Origin of the sequence: Mycobacterium sp. 1274756.6, from assembly GCF_001668625.1 — a bacterium.
Lineage (GTDB): Bacteria > Actinomycetota > Actinomycetes > Mycobacteriales > Mycobacteriaceae > Mycobacterium.
The window spans coordinates 207281-225576 of sequence record NZ_LZLJ01000062.1 but is presented as its reverse complement, the minus strand read 5'-3'; the positions used below and the strand labels follow the sequence as shown (position 1 = coordinate 225576).

Annotated in this window: 22 protein-coding genes and 3 tRNA genes; 13 read left to right on the top strand and 12 right to left on the bottom strand. The window is 70.5% G+C overall.

Features of this window, described 5'->3' with window-relative positions; genetic code table 11:
• Positions 1–110 precede the first annotated feature (110 nt).
• Positions 111–1004 (top strand): class A beta-lactamase, encoded by an 894-nt coding sequence (gene bla / locus A5643_RS09515; RefSeq protein ID WP_066854226.1) that lies wholly within the window; start codon positions 111–113, stop codon positions 1002–1004.
• 79 nt (positions 1005–1083) lie between these two features.
• A complete protein-coding gene (locus A5643_RS09510; RefSeq protein WP_231995510.1) occupies positions 1084–2100 on the top strand; it encodes a hypothetical protein in 1017 nt (338 codons plus the stop codon).
• Here A5643_RS09510 and lipE read toward each other — a convergent pair.
• Genes lipE through A5643_RS09480 form a run of 6 tightly spaced genes read right to left on the bottom strand, consistent with a single transcriptional unit; the run spans position 2089 to position 6458 of the window.
• Positions 2089–3342: a lipase LipE gene (gene lipE, locus A5643_RS09505; RefSeq protein ID WP_066854222.1), complete on the bottom strand. Its 1254-nt coding sequence runs from the start codon at positions 3340–3342 to the stop codon at positions 2089–2091. The genes A5643_RS09510 and lipE overlap by 12 nt on opposite strands.
• A 10-nt stretch (positions 3343–3352) precedes the next feature.
• Complete coding sequence (locus A5643_RS09500) at positions 3353–3700, bottom strand: DMT family transporter (protein ID WP_066854220.1); 348 nt, start codon at positions 3698–3700, stop codon at positions 3353–3355.
• Positions 3697–4521 (bottom strand): crotonase/enoyl-CoA hydratase family protein, encoded by an 825-nt coding sequence (locus A5643_RS09495; protein WP_066854218.1) that lies wholly within the window; start codon positions 4519–4521, stop codon positions 3697–3699. The genes A5643_RS09500 and A5643_RS09495 overlap by 4 nt, the downstream gene beginning before the upstream one ends.
• Before the next feature lie 4 nt (positions 4522–4525).
• Positions 4526–4990 carry a DUF4334 domain-containing protein gene (locus tag A5643_RS09490; protein ID WP_066854216.1) on the bottom strand — a complete coding sequence of 155 codons (465 nt, stop codon included), beginning with the start codon at positions 4988–4990 and terminating at the stop codon, positions 4526–4528.
• The gene (locus A5643_RS09485) at positions 4981–5403 is read right to left on the bottom strand and encodes an SRPBCC family protein (RefSeq protein WP_066854214.1); all 423 of its coding nucleotides are present in this window, start codon (positions 5401–5403) and stop codon (positions 4981–4983) included. The genes A5643_RS09490 and A5643_RS09485 overlap by 10 nt, the downstream gene beginning before the upstream one ends.
• 8 nt (positions 5404–5411) lie before the next feature.
• Positions 5412–6458, bottom strand: a complete 1047-nt coding sequence (locus A5643_RS09480; RefSeq protein WP_066854212.1) for a pyridoxal phosphate-dependent aminotransferase — start codon at positions 6456–6458, stop codon at positions 5412–5414.
• A gap of 88 nt (positions 6459–6546) precedes the next feature.
• Here A5643_RS09480 and A5643_RS09475 point away from each other — a divergent pair.
• The 3 genes from A5643_RS09475 to A5643_RS09465 all read left to right on the top strand — a co-directional run bounded on the left by A5643_RS09475 (position 6547) and on the right by A5643_RS09465 (position 7283).
• Positions 6547–6633: transfer RNA gene (locus tag A5643_RS09475), tRNA-Ser, on the top strand.
• Positions 6634–6660: 27 nt separating this feature from the next.
• Positions 6661–6733, top strand: a tRNA-Arg gene (locus A5643_RS09470).
• A 37-nt stretch (positions 6734–6770) separates the two neighbouring features.
• On the top strand, positions 6771–7283 hold the full coding sequence (locus tag A5643_RS09465; RefSeq protein WP_066854209.1) for an STM3941 family protein: 513 nt from the start codon (positions 6771–6773) through the stop codon (positions 7281–7283).
• A gap of 9 nt (positions 7284–7292) precedes the next feature.
• Here A5643_RS09465 and A5643_RS09460 read toward each other — a convergent pair whose 3' ends face one another.
• From A5643_RS09460 to A5643_RS09450, 3 genes are all read right to left on the bottom strand, one after another.
• Positions 7293–7814, bottom strand: a complete 522-nt coding sequence (locus tag A5643_RS09460) for a DUF2510 domain-containing protein (RefSeq protein ID WP_066854207.1) — start codon at positions 7812–7814, stop codon at positions 7293–7295.
• A 98-nt stretch (positions 7815–7912) separates the two neighbouring features.
• Complete coding sequence (locus A5643_RS09455; protein ID WP_231995509.1) at positions 7913–9193, bottom strand: amidohydrolase; 1281 nt, start codon at positions 9191–9193, stop codon at positions 7913–7915.
• 32 nt (positions 9194–9225) lie between these two features.
• A complete protein-coding gene (locus A5643_RS09450; protein ID WP_066854301.1) occupies positions 9226–10221 on the bottom strand; it encodes a phosphotransferase family protein in 996 nt (331 codons plus the stop codon).
• Between the two features lie 154 nt (positions 10222–10375).
• Here A5643_RS09450 and A5643_RS18175 point away from each other — a divergent pair, with 154 nt between their 5' ends.
• Entirely contained in the window at positions 10376–10516 is a 141-nt protein-coding gene (locus A5643_RS18175) for a hypothetical protein (RefSeq protein WP_156628707.1), read from the top strand.
• Between the two features lie 70 nt (positions 10517–10586).
• The gene (locus A5643_RS09445) at positions 10587–12464 is read left to right on the top strand and encodes an alkyl/aryl-sulfatase (protein ID WP_066854203.1); all 1878 of its coding nucleotides are present in this window, start codon (positions 10587–10589) and stop codon (positions 12462–12464) included.
• On the opposite strand, the gene A5643_RS09440 is transcribed toward A5643_RS09445, so the two are convergent.
• Entirely contained in the window at positions 12465–13433 is a 969-nt protein-coding gene (locus tag A5643_RS09440; RefSeq protein ID WP_066854201.1) for an NADPH:quinone oxidoreductase family protein, read from the bottom strand. It lies immediately after the preceding gene.
• A 62-nt stretch (positions 13434–13495) separates the two neighbouring features.
• On the opposite strand from A5643_RS09440, the gene A5643_RS09435 reads away from it, so the two are divergent.
• Positions 13496–14128 carry a histidine phosphatase family protein gene (locus tag A5643_RS09435; protein WP_066854199.1) on the top strand — a complete coding sequence of 211 codons (633 nt, stop codon included), beginning with the start codon at positions 13496–13498 and terminating at the stop codon, positions 14126–14128.
• 4 nt (positions 14129–14132) lie between these two features.
• Entirely contained in the window at positions 14133–15173 is a 1041-nt protein-coding gene (locus A5643_RS09430) for a phosphotransferase family protein (protein ID WP_066854198.1), read from the top strand.
• On the opposite strand, the gene A5643_RS09425 is transcribed toward A5643_RS09430, so the two are convergent.
• A complete protein-coding gene (locus A5643_RS09425; protein ID WP_066854196.1) occupies positions 15157–15477 on the bottom strand; it encodes a LapA family protein in 321 nt (106 codons plus the stop codon). The two genes, A5643_RS09430 and A5643_RS09425, sit on opposite strands and share 17 nt — an antisense overlap.
• Before the next feature lie 99 nt (positions 15478–15576).
• Here A5643_RS09425 and A5643_RS09420 point away from each other — a divergent pair, with 99 nt between their 5' ends.
• Complete coding sequence (locus tag A5643_RS09420; RefSeq protein ID WP_066854194.1) at positions 15577–16170, top strand: putative glycolipid-binding domain-containing protein; 594 nt, start codon at positions 15577–15579, stop codon at positions 16168–16170.
• On the opposite strand, the gene A5643_RS09415 is transcribed toward A5643_RS09420, so the two are convergent.
• Positions 16133–17077 carry a prephenate dehydrogenase gene (locus tag A5643_RS09415; RefSeq protein ID WP_066854298.1) on the bottom strand — a complete coding sequence of 315 codons (945 nt, stop codon included), beginning with the start codon at positions 17075–17077 and terminating at the stop codon, positions 16133–16135. The genes A5643_RS09420 and A5643_RS09415 overlap by 38 nt on opposite strands.
• Before the next feature lie 105 nt (positions 17078–17182).
• Here A5643_RS09415 and A5643_RS09410 point away from each other — a divergent pair, with 105 nt between their 5' ends.
• The 3 genes from A5643_RS09410 to A5643_RS09400 all read left to right on the top strand — a co-directional run bounded on the left by A5643_RS09410 (position 17183) and on the right by A5643_RS09400 (position 18266).
• On the top strand, positions 17183–17692 hold the full coding sequence (locus A5643_RS09410) for a tRNA adenosine deaminase-associated protein (RefSeq protein ID WP_066854192.1): 510 nt from the start codon (positions 17183–17185) through the stop codon (positions 17690–17692).
• Entirely contained in the window at positions 17689–18147 is a 459-nt protein-coding gene (locus tag A5643_RS09405) for a nucleoside deaminase (RefSeq protein ID WP_066854190.1), read from the top strand. The genes A5643_RS09410 and A5643_RS09405 overlap by 4 nt, the downstream gene beginning before the upstream one ends.
• A gap of 28 nt (positions 18148–18175) precedes the next feature.
• Positions 18176–18266, top strand: a tRNA-Ser gene (locus A5643_RS09400).
• The last annotated feature ends 30 nt before the right edge of the window (positions 18267–18296 follow it).

Here is an 18296-nt window from a genome sequence, read left to right as displayed (position 1 = left end):
TGGCCAACGAAATGGTGACGCGCCGGGCCGGGTCTCTTCTGCGGCAGCGATGGTAACGACAGCGGTGGGCGCCCAAGCCCCCGAATCCACGGTGTCCCACAATCGTGGGCATGGCCGAGATGACGCGACGACGAATCCTTGCCGGTGTTCTGGGCGGCGCGGCGGCAGTGAGCGCCTACTCGATGAAAAGCGCCCTGGCCGCTGGGTCATCGGTTGACCAGCGCCTCGACGAATTGGAGGCTCGCGACAACGCGACGATCGGTGTGTTCGCCGCCGACTTGGCCTCGGGGCGCACGCTGACCTACCGGGCGACGGATTCGTTCGCGATGTGCTCGACGTTCAAGGTGTACGCCGCCGCAGCCATGTTGCAGCGGGTGCAGCGCGACGAATTGACGTTAGACCAACCACTTTTCGTCCCGCCAGCAGCGATCGTGCCGCACTCCCCGCGCAGCGCGCCGAACTCCGGCGGCTCGATGACCGTCGCCGAGCTGTGCGCAGCCGCGCTGCAGGTCAGCGACAACGGGGCGGGCAATGTCCTGCTCCAAACGCTCGGCGGCCCGGGTGCGGTCACCGACTTCGCCCGCAGCATCGGGGATGGCCGTTCTCGCTTGGACCGGTGGGAGACCCAGCTCAACGCGGCCGTGCCCGGCGATCCGCGCGACACCAGCACCCCCGAGGCGCTCGGCAACGGCTACCGCGCCTTGCTCACCGGCGACGTGTTGGAGCCGATACTTCGCCAACAACTCGACGGCTGGATGCGCGCCAACGAGACCTCCAGCATGCGGGCCGGTTTGCCGCCGGGTTGGACGAGCGCGGACAAAAGCGGGGCCGGTGACTACGGCAGCACCAACGACGTCGGTATCGCCTACGGTCCGGGTGGGCAGCGCGTGCTGCTGGCGCTGATGACCCGCTCGCGAGCGGATCAGCCGAACGCCGACAGCCAGCGCGCACTGATCGGCGAGCTGACCGCCTTGATCCTGCCGGAGGTCTCGACGCCGGCTTGATCCCGCCGCGGGCGAACCACCACTCGGTGCGAAATCCCTTCGCCACTCCGACCGAACGCGGTCCTGCCTACACTCGGGCATGGTCCGAGGTCCGAAAGTGTGGTGGGCGCAGATGCGGTCGGTGATCCGCACCGAGATCGCCGACGTGCGTCGTGGGCACTGGGATCTGGACCCCGCGGACCTCACCCGGTTCACGCTGCCTCTGCTGATCCGGCTGCTCGGCGTGCTGGCGATCGGTGCGGTACCTCTGCTGGTGATCCGCAGCAGCGACGCCACCGACGACGTGCTTGTGCCGGTGCTCGGCTCGATCGCGCTGACGTTGATCTGCACCGCGGTGGTGGCCTGGCTGATCACGATCGTGTTCTCCGGGCTGGTGCTGGTGGTGGTCTACCGCACGCCCCCGCACGCTGCCTCGCGCCTGGTCATCCGGACCGTGATCGACGCATTCCGCCGGATCAGCGACCTCACCGCGCTGCTGGTGACACTCACCCTGGTCGCCGGGGTGGTGGCGCTGGCGATCGGGTTGCCGTCACGCCGCGACAGCGACGCCGGCTACTCCCTGATCGACGATCTGTTGGCCGCCCAGGTCGGGGTGCTGCTCGCCGCGCTGGCGCTGTCCTATCTGGCCGAAGCCGCCCGCTGCGCAGCCGAACTGGTGGACTACAAGTCGCTGCTGCTGGCGTGGCCGTGGTCGCTCGGGATCACCTGTGCGGCATGGGTGGTCGCTACCACCACCGGACCGTTCCAGAGCACCCGGCTGCTGGGGCGGCTGCTGGCCGACTGGCTGCCGGGAACCGTGGACGGTGTCCCGCAGCGTCAGGTCATCGACGAGCTGCTGCCCGCCGGCGCGCACTGGTGGGCGGCGTTCGCCGCCTGGCCGCTCATCGCGTTGATCTGGGCGGTCGAAGCTCACCGGCACAACGGGTTCCAGCAGATGCGCGAGTTCCTGCGCGGCGAGACCGATCCCGACGAGACCAATCTCGATGAGACCGATCTCGACGAGGCTGACCGAGCCGAGGCCGACCCTGCCGAGAACGGCCGCGGCGAAACCGATCGCGACGCACCGCCCCGGGCGGAGACCGACTCAGCGACGTGACTGCCGCGGGATCTCTGCGGCGATGGTGTCCAGCAGCGCGGCGTAGCGCTTGGCGTCGGGGTCACGCCCCGGCTTGCCGCTGCTGATCACCCCGGCCGCCAGCTCCCGCTCCGGATCGGCCCAGACCGCGACGTTGACCAGCCCGGTGTGGCCGAAAGCGGCGGGGGCATGCCGGCCGAACGGCCCGAAGCGCTCCGAGCCGAGCATGTAGCCGGTGCCCCACCGCAGCGGCACCAGCCCGGTGGCGATGTCCGGGCGCAGCCGCCGGCACTGAGTGGTGGCCGCGCGCAACGTCTCCGGGTGCAGCACCCGCACTCCGTCGAGTTCTCCGCCGCGACGCCAGATCTCGGCGAACCGCGACAGCTCGTCGGCGGTGGAGACGGTGTTCGACGACGGGACCACCGTGGTGAGGAAGAACGGGGTGTTGGTGACCGGGATGATCTCGTGCATCGACCCGCCGATCGCCTTGCGGAAGATCGCGGCGACCGGGGCGGGCAGCTGCCTGCCGGTGGCGTGGCTGGGCGCCACCAGCGGCACATCCTCCGGGGCGACGCCGTAGTTGGTCCAGCGGAACCCGAGCGGGTCGAGGATCTCCTCGGCGAGGACGTCGCGGATATTCTTTCCCGTTGCTGCCGAAACGATTTCGCGGGTCAGTGGTCCCCAGGTCAGGGCATGGTAGATGTGGATCAACCCGGGCGGATACAGCGGTCTGAGCCGGCCCAGTTGTTCGCGGGCGTATTCGCTGTCGTCGGCGCGGTTGAGGTCGGGTTGCGGCCCGGTCGGGATCGGCACCCCGGCGCTGTGGGTGAGCACGTGGCGGATCGTGGTGCGGTCCTTGCCGTGGCTGGTGTAGCCGGGCAGGTACTGGCAGACCCGGTCATCGAGCCCGAGCACACCGCGCTCGATGAGCATGTGCAGCACGGTGACGGTGATCGCCTTGGCCGCCGAGTAGGCGCAGAACGGCGTGTCGGTGCCCACCGGGATTTTCTCCGCGTCGGGCGGGTCGGTCGGTGCGTTGCCCCAGCCGTGCCCGATGGCCCGGTTGAGCACCACCTTGCCGTTGTGGCGCAGACAGACCTGGATCGCCGGGTGCAGCCCGGCGGCATACCAGTGCCGGGCGGCGCTCCAGATCCGTTCGACGGCCGCCGGGCCGACCTCGGAGTGGTCTTCCTCGCCGATCGCGGTGACCGCATCCAGGTCCGACGGGACGCGGATCCTGCCCTGCAGGGTCGGGTCGGTCATGGCGGTCAGGCTACGCGCCCGCTGAACCCGCGCCGGTGGTGGCGCCGAACTCCAGCAGGAACACCCCGGCCCCGATGAGCGCCACGCCGGCGGCCATCAGCCAGGTGAACGGATCGTCGAACAGAAACCGGGCGGCGACCGCGGTGGCCGCCACCCCCACGCCCGACCAGACGCCGTAGGCCACCCCGACCGGCATGCCCCGCTTGAGCACGAGCGCCAGCAGAGCGAACGACACCGCGTAGCCGACCACGACCGGCCCCGCCCACACCAACCTGGTGAAGCCCTCCGAGGCGCGCAGCGACAATGTCGCGCACACCTCGAACGCGATCGCACCGGCCAGCAGCAGCCAGCCGTTCATTCGCCGGTGAACTGCGGGGCGCGTTTGGTCATGGCGGCGCTGATGCCCTCGACCAGGTCCTTCGACGGCAGGAACGCGGAGTTCCACGCGGCGACGTAGCGCAGGCTGGCCGAGACCCGATCGATGCGCTGCTGGTCGAGGACGTCTTTGACCCCGCGCACGGTCAGCGGCGGGTTCGCGGCGATTTCGGCGGCCGTGGCGTGGGCGGCGGCCAGGCACGCCTCGGCGTCGTCGAAGACGTCGTTGACCAGCCCGATCTTCTCGGCGCGGGCGGCGTCGATGTCCTTGCCGGTCAGGGCCAGCTCACGCAGGTGGCCCTCGGTGAGGATCAGCGGGAGCCGGGCGAGGCTACCGACGTCGGCGACCATCGCCAGTTTGACCTCGCGCACCGAGAACTTCGCGTCGGCGGCGGCGTAGCGGATGTCGACCGCGGAGATCAGGTCGACCCCGCCGCCGATGCACCAGCCCTGCACGGCCGCGACGGTGGGGGTGCGGGCGTCGGCGACCGCGCTGATCGCGCCCTGCATCTCCGTCAGCATGCGGTGGAATTCCGCGCGGGGCTTGGCCGAAGCGCCCTCGGCCAGCACCCCGGACAGCGACCCGCCCATGGCCGGCAGGTCCAGCCCGTAGCTGAAGTTCTTGCCCGACCCGGCGAGCACGATCGCCCGCACGTCGGGGTCGGCGTCGAGGGTGGCGAACACCCGGGGCAACTCCGCCCAGAACGCCGGACCCATCGCGTTGCCCTTGCCGGGGCCGATCAGGGTCACCTGCGCGACGTGGCCGGAGGTTTCCACGGTGAGCGACTCGTAGGTCGTGCTCATGCGATCACACCCGTTCCAGATAGAAGTAGAAGTACCGGCCGTCATCAAGCACCCGTTTGCCGTTCATGATGCCCATCACGGTGTCGTCGTCGATGCGTTTGAAGTGGTCGTGGATGGGTTGGCCGTCGTAGACCATGGTGGCGACGACCTCGCCGCGGAACTCCTCGAGCCACAGGCTCGCCTCGCCCTTGCCCATCTCGACGTTGGAGAACTTCTCCCCGTTCTCGTCGAGGCAGACCAGCGGCGCCACGTCGGTGACCGACTTGAAGTGCTTGCCGAACCAGCGGGCCTTCTCGAGCTGGCCATTCATCTTGTGGCCGGTGACGAACTCGCCGCCGGACCACTCGCCGAGCATGTCCTCGATGGTGGCCGGCGGCAGCGACGCCCAGAACTCGTCGAGTTCGGAGTCCGGGATCGGGGTGCCGCGACCGGTGAAGTCGGTGAACCGGTCGCGGGCGGTCACGCCCATCGCTGCGCCTTCTTCACCTGACGCTTCAGCGCGAACAGCAGACCGTTGGCCAGCACGGTAGCCACCGCGGGCAGCCGGTTGTCGGCGCTGACGGTGTAGCGGATCTCGGTGCCGTGCCCGACCGGGGCCAGCTCGACCTCGCCGCTGTAGTTGCGAAACGGGACACCTGAGACGGCCCGGTAGGCCAACCGCTTCTCCGGTTCGAAGGCGGTCACTTCCTCGACGATGGCGGGTAGCAGTGGTGCGGGCTGGATCCGGCGCTGCGCCCCGACCCCGTTGCGGTCCGGGGTACCGTCCTGCACCAGGGTGACCGTGAGCCCGGGCGCCCAGCGCGCCATGCCTTCGTGGTCGGACAACAGCTGCCAGACGCTTGCCGGGGGCGCCGGCACCGTGGCGGTCGCGGTTGCTCGCATCGCTCTCCTCAGATCCAGCTGCGGGCGAAGGCCAACAGCATCTCGTTTTCTTCGGGTGCTCCGATTGTCACCCGAACCCCGTCGGTTCCGTACGGCCGAACCACGATGTGGGCGTCCGCCGCGGCGGCGACGAAGTCTGCGGTGCGCTCCGCCAGCGGCAGCCACACGAAGTTGGCCTGCGAGTCCGGCAGGTCGAATCCGGCCGCGCGCAGCGCGCGGGAGACCCGCGCGCGTTCGGCGACCACGGCGTCGGTGCGGGCCAGCAACTCCGCGGCGGCGTCCAGGGAGGCGATCGCGCCGGCCTGCGCCAGGCTGCCGGCGGTGAACGGCACGTAGACCTTGCCCAGCGCGGTGACCACCTCGGGGTCGGCCACCGCGTAGCCGATCCGCAGTCCGGCCAGCCCGTAAGCCTTGGAGAAGGTGCGCAGCACCGCCACGTTGGGGTGGGCGCGCACCAGGGCGAGGCTGTCGGGGGTCAGGCCGTCGCGGATGTACTCGACGTAGGCCTCATCGATCGCGATCAGGATCTGCGGCGGCACGGCCGCGACAAACCGGGCCAGCGCGGCCGGGTCGACGACGGTCGAGGTCGGGTTGTTGGGGTTGCACACGAAGATCAGCCGGGTGCGGTCGGTGATCGCGGCGAGCATGGCGTCCAGGTCGAAGGTGTGGTCCTTCAGCGGCACCTGGACCGGGGTGGCTCCCGCGACCCGTACCTGCAGCGGGTAGACCTCGAAGCTGCGCCAGCCGAACAGCACCTCATCGCCCGGGCCGGCGGTGATCTGGACCAGCTGCTGACACAGGCTCACCGAGCCGGCCCCGACGCTGATCTGCTCGGGCGGGAACCCGACGTGTTCGCCGAGGCGGGAGCGCAGCGCGGCGTAACCGTTGTCGGGATAGCGGTTGAGCCGGTCGGCGGCGGCGGCGATGGCGGCGCGGACGCTGGGCAGCGGCTCGGCCACCGTTTCGTTGCTGGCCAACTTGACCGCTCCGGGCACCGTTTTGCCCTCGACATAGGCGGGCAGCTCGGCCATCTCCGGGCGCAGGCGAGCGGTCACGTCGACAGCATAGGCGGCGCTGCGTGTACGCTGTGCCCTCGGCGGTTGCGGAGCCTCGACGAGGGTCCGGTACCCTCAGGGAGTTCAAGGAGGCGTGCCAGAGCGGCCGAATGGGACTCACTGCTAATGAGTTGTCCCTTCACGGGGACCGGAGGTTCAAATCCTCTCGCCTCCGCCGAAGTGACGACACAACTGCATACAGGCGCCCGTAGCTCAACGGATAGAGCATCTGACTACGGATCAGAAGGTTGGGGGTTCGAATCCCTCCGGGCGTGCTTTTTAACTGGCGGCCACGCACGAGAGGGCCAGTTCATGCCATTCGAAGCCCGGGTCAGGCGGATCAAGGTTCTCGGCCTGCTGCTGATCTGTGTGGTCTCGGTGATCGGTGGGCTGTTGATCGGTGGGGTCTTCGGTGACGGATCCGACTCGACCCTCATCACCCGAATCTCGGGTTGGCTGATCGTCGGTGTCTCCGGCCTGTTGGTGGCGATCGGTGTGACACGGTTGATCCGCGGCGGCCTGGTTCTGCGCATCGACGCCGACGGCGTCTATTGGCGCCGCTGGTCCGAGCAGGTGATCCCGTGGAGCGCGATCCGGGAGATCAAGGTCCGGGAGCTACGCGGGCAGCAGTTTTTGGACCTCAACCTGTACGACCCCGCCGCGTATCCGCCGAAGTTTCTCATCAGGTGGGTCAGGCGACTGAATACCGCGCGGGCCTTCGGGGACCTCTCGTTGAACCTTTTCGATTCCGATCGCAGTTTCGCCGACCTGCTGGCCGCGTTCGACCGGTTCGCTCCCGCGGAGCTGCGCCCCCAAGTCCGATAGCACCCGGCGCTACGGCAACGGATTCGGCGGGTACTGGCCGTAGGTGCCCGACGGGTGACCGAACAGCAACGCCTGGTTCTGAGCGTCGGCGCGCGCCGCGATCCGCGCCTGCTCCAGGCGCCACTTCGCGTCGTGTTCCCGGAGGCGGTAGGCCAGATAGCCGCCGCCGGCCAGCAAGGCCAGCACGACGAACGCCCCCGGACTGGAACCGGCCAGGCCGACCAGCATCAGCGCGGCGAACACCACGCCGATCACCCGCCAGGTCTGCGTGCCGGGCCGGCTGCTGGCCAGCGTCACCAGGAGCCACACCGGCAGCCACAGCCCGAAGGTCAACACGGTCAGGATCAGGTGCAGGACGTGGTTGGGTCCGGAGCGCACCACCACCGGCGTCGCGGCGCCGACGACGTTGTTGATGATGACCGGCGCTCCGCCGGGGTGCCGGACCGACCAGTCGTGCCCATCGAAGTAGCGCTGGCCGGGAGCGCCGGACGGATCGGGGTACCAGCCGGGTGGGGGAAGGGGAGCCGCCATGATGACCTCCTATGACATGGGACCCGGGCAGCTCCGACGTTAGCGGGACCCACCGACACGAAACCGCCGCCACGTTGCTGGCGAGGTTCCGAGCCGGATCAGGAGGCGCCGAGCAACTCCAGCATGATGTGGCTGGCGACCTTGGCGCCGAACGGGATTGCCGCCAGGTCCACGATGTACTCCGGGGAGTGCGGCGAGTAGGGGAACAGTTTGCCCTCGGCCGCTGCGGCGGCGTAGACCTGCGGGTCGGCCACCCCCACCAGCAGGTAGGCCAGCGGGACGTCGGCATGCGGCCCCTTGAGCAGGTGGCAATCCTCCGAGCCGGTGGCCGGCGGGAAGTCGGTGACGACGTTGCCCTCGCCCAGCACCTGCTGCAGCGACTCGGCCACCCGGGTGGTGAGCGCGTCGTCGTTGACCAGCGGCGGTGAATGCCCCTTCATGGTGAGCGCGGGCAGCCGATCCTCCGGCATCCCGTAGGTGCGGGCCAGCCCCTCGCTGACCGAGCGGATCCCGGCGAGCAACTGGTCGCGCACCCCGGTGTGGAACCAGCGCAGGTTGGCTTTGAGCAACGCCCGGTCGGGGATGACGTTGTTGTCGACTCCGGCTTGCACCGACCCGACCGAGAGCACCGCGGTCTCCTGCGGGGCGATGGTGCGGCTGATGATCGCCTGGAACTCCACCACCGCCAGCGCCGCCATCAACACCGGGTCCTTGGTCAACTGCGGCATCGAGCCGTGCCCGCCGACCCCGCGGAACTCGATGTCGAGTTGGTCGGTGCCGGCCAGCCGGGTGCCGCCGGCGGCCACCACCATTCCCACCGGGGCGGGTGCGGTGTGCAGGCCGACCAGCTGATCGGGGCGCGGGACGAAGTCATACAGGCCGTCATCGACCATCGCCTGCGCGCCGGTGATCGGCTCCTCGGCGGGCTGGCCGACCAGCACCGCCGTGCCCGACCAGGCGTCGGTGGTGCGGGCGAGCACCTTGGCCATGCCCATCATCCACACGACGTGCGCGTCGTGACCGCACATGTGCGCGACCGGCACGGTGGTGCCGTCCTCGCGACGCGCCCGCGCCGTGCTGGCGTAGTCCAGGCCGGTCGCCTCCTCGATGGCCAGCGCGTCCATGTCCGCCCGGTACATCACGGTGGGGCCGGGCCCGTTCTCCAGCACCGCGGCCACGCCGGTGCCGGCGATCCCGCTGGTGACCTGGAACCCCAAGTTGCCCAACCCCTGCGCGACGGTGCGGGCCGTGCGGACCTCGGCGAACGCCAGTTCGGGGGTGCTGTGGAGCATCTTGAACATCTCCACCAGCCGGGCGGTGTCGGCATCGACCAAAGCGTCGACACCGGCGTCGACACGGGCGGAACGTGACTCGATCACCCTCGACTCCCTTCGCTGACCCGGTGCATCCATCATCGCGAGTCGGTCAAGACCCGGGCGCGCTCGAACAACCGCACCGCCGCGTCGTGCAGTTGCTCCCCGACCTCGCGCGGCGCCTTGCCGGCGCAGGCCCGGGCCAGCGTGCCCTCCAGCACGATCCCGAGTTTGAAGCAGGCCAGCACGGTGTACCAGGTGATCGCGGTGAGGTCGCGGCTGCTGGCGGCGGCGTATTGATCGATGATCTCGGCATGGGTGGCCCAGTCGCCGTAGCCGGTCAGCGCCTGCTCGAGCACCGGCGGCGCCGACGGATCCGGCCAGGTCGCCAGCAGCCAGCCCAGGTCCAGCAGCGGGTCGCCGATGGTGCACATCTCCCAGTCCACGATCGCGGCCACCTCCGGGCCGGTGGGTGAGAACATCACGTTGGCGGCGTGGTAGTCGCCGTGCATGATGCCCGGCGTCCACGACGACGGTTGGCCGCGCTGCAGCCAGGCCGCGACCTCCTGCACGCCGGGGATCTGCGGTCCGGGGTAGCCGTCGAACTGCGAGTAGGACTCCAGTTCGGAAAGCCAGCGCGGCACCTGGCGGTCCAAAAACCCGTCGGGCTTGCCGAAATCGCCCAGCCCCACCGCCCGGTAGTCCACGGCGCCCAGCCGCGCCAGCGCGTCGGCCATCGACAGACCCATCCGGTGGCGGATCGCGGCATCCTCGGCGTGCAACGCGGGCAGACCCTGCCCGGCGTTGAAGCCCTCCACCGGTTCCATCAGGTAGAAGACCGCGTCGCCGAGCACCCCCGGGTCGGCGCAGGCGGCGATCAGCGGCGGATGCGGCACGTCGGTGCCGGCCAACGCGGCCAGCACCCGGGTCTCCCGCAGGATCACGGTGTTGCTGGCCGGGCGCAGATGGCGGGGTCCGCGGCGCAGCACGTAGTCGCGGCCCGAGCGGGTGAACCGCACCATGACGTTCTGGGTGCCGCCGGCGAGTTCGGTGACCTCGTGCAATGGCCCGTCGCCCAAACCCTGCGTTGACATCCAGGCAGCGACGGCATCGGGATCCACAGGCCCGAACCTACGCGAATCCGGTTTCGTCGGGCGGGTGAACGGGTAGCCGCACCCGGGAACCTGCGATCCACCCGGATCGGCCGGCCCGACGGTCGGCCCGAACAACCGGTAAGGAGTTGATCCAGTGCGTGCCGAAGAAGGCGACGAATCCATCGGCGACTACGCCGACGAAGCCGCGCAGACGCAGGACCGGGTCACCGGCGACACCTCATGGTGGCGCAAGCTGCTCCGCGCCCTGACCGGTAAAGGCGAGGCAGACCGGTAGCCATGATCCACCGGGCCAGCGGATAGCCGGAACCGGCTCGGGGCGCTGGCTGCGCTGGCAGGATCAGCGCGTGGAACACAAACCGCCGACACCGCTCATCGAGGCCGCCCACCACGCTCAGCGCGCCGCGCTGCCGTTCGACGACACCGCCGATTTCGCCGACGCCGACCGCGGCTTCCTCGGCGCACTGGAGCCGTGCGTGGTCACCGCGGCCGACGGCCGGGTGGTGTGGGACAACGACAGCTACGGCTTCCTCGCCGCCGACGCGCCGACCTCCGTGCACCCCAGCCTGTGGCGGCAGTGCCAGCTGGTCGCCAAACACGGGCTCTACGAAGTGGTACCGGGCATCTACCAGGTCCGCGGTCTGGACCTGTCCAACATCACGTTCGTCGAGGGTGACAGCGGAGTGATCGTCATCGACCCGCTCATCTGCGCCGAGGTGGCCGCCGCGGCGCTGGCCCTCTACCGCTCCCACCGCGGCGATCGTGTCGTCACCGCGGTCATCTACACCCACAGTCACGTCGACCATTTCGGCGGCGTGCTCGGGGTGACCACCCAGGCCGATGTCGACGCCGGCCAGGTGCCGGTGCTCGCTCCGGAGGGCTTCCTGGAACACGCCGTGGCCGAAAATGTCTACGCCGGTACGGCGATGAGCCGCCGCGCCACCTATATGTATGGCACGCTGCTCGATCGCGGCCCGCGCGGCCAGGTCGGCTGCGGCCTGGGCCAGAACACCTCCACCGGGCAGGTCGGCCTCATCGCCCCGACGGTGACCATCGAACGGACCGGCCAGACTTACCGTCTCGACGGAGTCGACATCGAGTTCCAGCTGACGCCCGACAGCGAAGCTCCCGCCGAAATGCACTTCTACTTCCCGCAATTCCGCGCGCTGTGCATCGCCGAGAACGCCACCCACAACCTGCACAACCTGCTGACGCTGCGCGGCGCGCTGGTCCGCGACCCGCGCCGGTGGTCGCGCTATCTCACCGAGGCCATCGAGAGGTTCGCCGCCCGCAGCGACGTGCTGTTCGCCTCTCATCACTGGCCGACCTGGGGCACCGACCGGGTCGTCGAATTCCTGACGCTGCAACGCGACCTGTACGCCTACCTGCACGACCAGACGCTGCGGCTGCTGAACCAGGGCTACACCGGCGCGGAGATCGCCGAGCAGATCGCGCTACCGCCAGCGCTGGAACGGGCCTGGCACGCCCGCGGCTACTACGGGTCGGTCAGCCACAACGTCAAGGCCGTCTACCAGCGCTACATGGGCTGGTTCGACGGCAACCCGGCGCGGCTGTGGCCACACCCGCCGGAGGAACTCGGCCCCCGCTATGTGGCCGCCCTCGGCGGGATCGAGCGGGTGGTCGACCTGGCTCGGGACGCCTTCGACGGCGGTGACTTCCGTTGGGCCGCCACCTTGTTGGACCACGCGGTGTTCACCGACGCCGACCACAGCGGCGCACGGCAACTTTACGCCGACACCCTCGAGCAGCTGGCCTTCGGCGCCGAGAACGCGACGTGGCGCAACTTCTTCCTCACCGGCGCCGCCGAACTGCGCGGTGCGGCCCCGGAGGCGGCGGTGCGGACCGGCTCCCCGGCGTTGCTGGTGCAACTGAGCGCCGAGCAGATCTTCGACGCCCTGGCAATCCGGGTGAACGGCCCGCGGGCTTGGGAGTTGTCGTTGACGCTGGACGTCACGTTCGCCGACACCGCCACCGACTACCGGCTCACTTTGCGCAACGGCGTTCTGGTGCAACGGCTTCGACCCGCCGAGGCGGCCGCCGCCGATGCCACGGTGGCGCTGAGCGATCGCATGCGCCTGCTGTCGGCACTCGTGGGTGATCTCAGCTCTCCGGGCCTGGAGATCAGCGGCGACCCGGCGGTGTTGCCGACGCTGCTGGGCGTCCTCGACGAGCCCGACCCGGGCTTCGCGATCGTCACCCCGTGACTACATCTCGATGATCACTTTTCCGATCGCCTTGCGATCGGCCACATAGCGCAGCGCAGCCGGTGCCTCGGCCAGCGGGAAACGCGCCCCGACGTACGGTGTGATGCGGCCCGAGGCGAACAGCTGAGCCAACTCCGCGAGGTCACGCTCGTTGTCGACCGGATGATCGGTGGCGAAGGTGCGGATCTCCATGCCCTGCACGGTGATCCCCTTGAGCATCACCAGGTTCAGTGGAATCGCCGGGATCGCGCCCGCGGCGTAGCCGAGGGTGACGAAACGCCCACCGCGGGCCAGGGCACGCAACGCCGGCTCGGCGTAGTCACCGCCGACCGGGTCGAGCACCGCCAGGGCGCCTTCGCCGGTGATCTCCCGGATCCGCTGCTTGAGGTCCTCACGGTCGTAGTCGACGGTGGCGGCCGCACCCCGCTCGGCGCAGACCGCCAATTTCTCCGGCGTCGACGCCGCGGCCAGCACCCGCGCACCCAGCAGCACCCCGAGATCCACTGCGGCCAACCCGACCCCGCCTGCCGCGCCGAGCACCACCACCCAATCGTCGGGTTGCACCCGCGCGACCGAGCGCAGGGCGTGGTATGCCGTGCGGTAGGTGATGCCGAATCCGGCAGCCGAGACGTAGTCGACGGCGTCGGGAATCGGGGTCAACGTCTCCGCGGGCACCACCGCCTGCTCGGCGAACCCGCCCACGAACGACGTTCCGAGCACCCGGTCTCCGACGGCGAAACCCACACCGGCCCCGACCGCCAGCACGTCCCCGGCCAGCTCGCTGCCCGGGGTGAACGGCACCGGGATCTTCAGCTGATACTTGCCGTCGATCAGCAACACGTCGGGAAAGTTCACCGCGGCGGCCCGGACCCGCACCAGCGCCTGGCCGGGCCCCGGCGTCGGGTCCGGCACCTCCTCGATCACCAGGTCCTCGGGCGGACCGTACCGGTGGCAGACAACCGCGCGCATGCCGCACACCCTATCCAGCACCGGTCGCCGAGCCGGGAGAGCGGCCACCCTAGGCTGGGCGGATGCAGTTGCTTCTGGTCCGCCACGCCCTGCCGCTGCGCAGCGAACACGGTCAGGGGGCCGACCCCGACCTGTCCGAAGCGGGACGCGAGCAGGCCGGCCGGCTTCCCGAGGCGCTGGCCCGGTTCCCGATCTCGCGGATGGTCAGCAGCCCGCAGCGCCGTGCCGTGCAAACCGCGCAGCCGGTCGCCGAGGCCCACGGACTGTCGATCGAGATCGACGAGCGGTTCGCCGAGTACGACCGCAACCTCGCCGCCTACGTCCCGATCGAGCAGCTCCGCACCGAGCAACCCGAGGCGTGGGCGCGGATGTCGGCCGGACATCTGCCGCCCGGGGTGGACGAAGCCGAGTTCTGCGGCCGGGTCGAGGCGGCGCTCGACGACGTGGTCGCCGCCGCCGGCCCGGACGACACGGTGGCGGTGTTCAGCCACGGCGGTGTCATCAACGTGATCCTGCACCAGATCCTGGGCACCCGGCGGCTGTTGTCCTTTCCGATCGACTACGTGTCGGTGACGCGGCTGCTGTACTCCCGCTCCGGGCGCGCCGCGGTGGCCGCGGTCAACGGCACCGAGCACGTCTGGGATCTGTTGCCCCGCAACAACCGGACCACGGCCGAGGAACCGACCGCGAGGTGAAGCGATGACCACACAAACCCATGACGGGCTGGACCTGGGCGCCCTGGATGCCCACCTGCGCGCAATCGGCGTCGCCCGCAGCGGCGAACTGCGCGCCGAGCTGATCACCGGCGGACGCTCCAACCTGACCTTCCTGATCGCCGACGACACCTCGAAGTGGGTGCTGCGGCGCCCGCCGCTGCACGGCCTGACCCCCTCGGCGCACGACATGGGCCGCGAGTACCGGGTGATGGCGGCGTTGCAGGACACCGCGGTCCCGGTGGCGCGCACGGTCACCCACAGCGCCGACGACAGCGTGCTCGGCGCGCCGTTTCAGATGGTCGACTTCGTCGACGGCCGGGTGGTGCGCACCGCCGACGATCTCGACGCGCTCGGCGACGACGCGACCGTCGACCGGTGCGTCGACGCGCTCATCCGGGTGCTGGCCGACCTGCACGCCGTCGACCCGGCCGCGGTGGGCTTGAGCGACTTCGGCAAACCCGACGGCTACCTGCACCGGCAGGTCCGCCGGTGGGGCTCGCAGTGGCAGCACGTGCGGCTGCCCGACGACGCACGCGACGGCGACGTCACCCGGCTGCACACCGCGCTGGCCGAGGCGGTCCCGGCCACCAGCCCCGCCGCGATCGTGCACGGCGACTACCGGATCGACAACACCATCCTCGACGCCCGGGATGCCGGCCGGGTGCGCGCCGTGGTCGACTGGGAACTCTCCACGCTGGGCGACCCGCTCTCCGACGCCGCGCTGATGTGCGTCTACCGCGACCCGTCGCTGGACCTGATCATCGACACCCCGGCCGCCTGGACCTCGGACCGGCTGCCGTCGGCCGACGAACTGGCGCAGCGCTACGCGGTGGCCGCCGACCGGCCGCTGGAGCACTGGAGCTTCTACATGGGCCTGGCCTATTTCAAGCTGGCGATCATCGCCGCGGGCATCGACTACCGCAACCGGGCGGCCGGCGGCGACGAGGACGGCGCGGACCGGGTGGGCGAGACGGTGGCGCCGCTGATCGCGCGCGGGTTGCGCGAGCTCAGCGGCGGCCGGTGAGTTTCTTCGTCTCCCGGCGCAGCTGGTAGATCCGCACGGTGCCGACCATGGCGGTCAACAGCCCGCCGATCACCGCGGCGACCAGGATCGCCACGCCCAGCGCCATGTTCCAGTGCCAGCCTAGGAACGTGAACGGCACCGAACCGGTGTTCTGCGCGATGAAGATCAGCAGCAGGATCAGGGTGAGGAACCCCATGATCAGCGAGACCCACAACGCCCCGGCCCGGGTGATCTTGGGCTGTTGCGGCGGGACCGACGGTTTGGGTTGGTGCCGGTTGGACGGCGCGGGCGACTGGTGGCTCATGTGACCATCCTTACCCCTCGAGGCGCCCGTTGTCGCCCGATCAACCGGGTTGCCCCCACCGGACTACGTCCTCGTGAAGCTTTGTCCTACGGTGGACGGATGAGTGACGCCCCCGCTGAGCCGCCGTCGGGTGCCCGGTCGACGATTCTGACCTGGCGCGCCCCGGATGCCAGCCGGATGGAATCGGTGCGGGTCCAGCTCTCCGGCAGCAGGATCAAGGCAGCCGGGCAGATCGTCGCGGCCGCCACCGCGGCCCACCCCGCCTTCAACGCCTACTACGACCTGCAGACCGACGACACCGGCGCGGCCAAGCGGATCGGGCTGCGGGTCACCCTCGCCGAGCGGGAGCGCCAGCTGTCGATCGCCCGCGACGAGGAGAACATGTGGCTGGTCAGCAGCAGCCAGGGCGAATCGCGGGCAGCGTTCGACGGCGCGCTGGACGTCGACGTCGTGTTGAGCCCGTTCTTCAACGCGCTGCCGATCCGCCGGCTGGGAATCCGCGGCCAGGCCGACACCGTCAGCGTGCCGGTGATCTACCTCACCCTGCCGAGCATGGAGATCAACGCCGCGACCATCAGCTACCGCAGTGCCGGCGACGGGATCGCGGTCAGCTCCCCGGTGGCCGAAGCCATCCTGACCGTCGATGACGACGGATTCATCGTGGCCTATCCAGGACTGGCAGAGCGGATCTGATCACCCCGCCGGCGCGGCCGGCGGCGGCCAGCTCGGCGCGCCAATCCTTCTCACCGACCATGACGGTGACGATGTCGTGCCGGGGGAAGCTGTCGTAGCGGGTGCGCGCGGCGTGGCCCTCTTCGACCAGCTCGGCCACCGAGCCGTGGTCGGCGAGTGTCGTACGCACGGCGGTGAGGCGATCCAGCAGCTCGTCGAGGGCCGGCAGCAGCTGCTCGGCGTTGGCCTCGCACATCGCGCGCACCAGATCCGGCGCGGTGCCCGCCACCCGGGTGCCGTCCCGGAACGACCCGGCGGCCAGCGCGAAGGCCAGCGGGACATCGGTGGCGGTGACCGCCAGCGCCTCGGCGGCCAGATGCGGCAGATGCGAGATCGCGGCGACGGCGGCGTCGTGCTCGTCGGAGCGGGCCGGCACCACCACCGCGCCGCACTGCAGCGCCAGGTGCATCACCTGCTCCCACACCAGCGGATCGACGTGGTCGTCGACGCTGATCACCCACGGGGCGCGCCGGAACAGCCGGGCGTCACCGGCCGACCACCCGGAATGCGCGGTACCGGCCATCGGGTGCCCGCCGACGAAGCGGCGCTGCAGCCCGGCCGCGGTCACCAGGTCGAGGACTTCGCGTTTGACGCTGGTGACGTCGGTGAGCGCGCAGTCGGGCGCCCAGTCGCCGATGTGCTCGAGCATCATCGTCAGGGCGGGCACCGGAACCGCCAGCACGATCAGCGCGTCGGTGTCGGCCGCGCGGGTCAGCACCGCACGCAGGTCGGTGTCGGCGTCGAACCCGTCGGCGCTGGCTTCGGAGGCGCCCCGGGCCGACCGGTTGTAGCCGAAAGCCTCGCGGCCGGCGGCGACGGCCGCGCGCAGCACCGAGCCGCCGATCAGTCCCAGCCCCAGCACGCACACCGGTGATTCCGCCACGTATTCAGGTTGGCATACGTGTGCGCCGGGCCGCCGGGGCGACCGGTCACACCTGGTCAAGGCCCTGTCGGGGGACTAGCGTAGGCGCCGATGGGAGCAGAGCGCGCCTCGAGCACCGACAGCCCGGACGGCTTCGGCGTCGCCGTCGTGCGCGAAGACGGGCGGTGGCGCTGCACGGCGCTGCCTGCCACCGCGCTGGGCAGCCTCACCGCCGCGGAGGATGCGCTGCGCGAGTTGCGCAGCACCGGGGCGGTGTTCGGCTTCCTCGACGTCGACGACGAGTTCTTCGTGATCCTGCGACCCGCCCCGGCCGGCACCCGGCTGCTGCTCTCCGACGCCACCGCGGCGCTGGACTACGACCTGGCCGCCGAGGCGCTGGACAACCTCGACGCCGACCTGGACCCCGACGACCTGGACGACGCCGACCCGTTCGAGGAGGGCGATCTGGGCCTGCTCGCCGACCTGGGCCTGCCCGAGGCGGTGCTGGGGGTGATCCTGGCCGACACCGACCTCTACGCCGACGAGCAGCTGACGCGCATCGCCGCGGAGATGGGCTTCGCCGACGAACTGTCGGCGGTGCTGGACCGGCTCGGCCGGTGACCGGCGATGACGAGCTGATCCGCGCTGCGCTGGCCGTGGCGGGCACCGCGGGGCCGCGGGACGTGCCGATCGGCGCGGTGGTGGTCGCCGCCGACGGCACCGAGCTGGCCCGCGCGGTCAACGCCCGCGAGGCACTCGGCGACCCCACCGCCCACGCCGAGATCCTGGCGCTGCGCGCCGCCGCGGCCGTCGCCGGTGACGGCTGGCGCCTCGGCGGGGCCACCCTGGCGGTCACCGTCGAACCGTGCACCATGTGTGCCGGGGCGCTGGTGCTGGCGCGGGTGGCCCGGGTGGTGTTCGGGGCGTTCGAACCCAAGACCGGCGCGGTCGGCTCGCTGTGGGACGTGGTGCGGGACCGCCGGCTCAACCACCGTCCCGAGGTGCGCGGCGGCGTGCTGGCCGACGAGTGCGCGGAACCCCTGCAGGAGTTCTTCGCCCGGCAGCGATTGGGGTGAGCGGCCCGGCATTGTTACGCTGTTGCGCGGTGGCGTGTCCGAGCGGCCGAAGGAGCACGCCTCGAAAGCGTGTGACGGGTAACCCCCGTCCGTGGGTTCAAATCCCACCGCCACCGCCACAAGACCTCCGGGAACGGCACGGGGGGCAT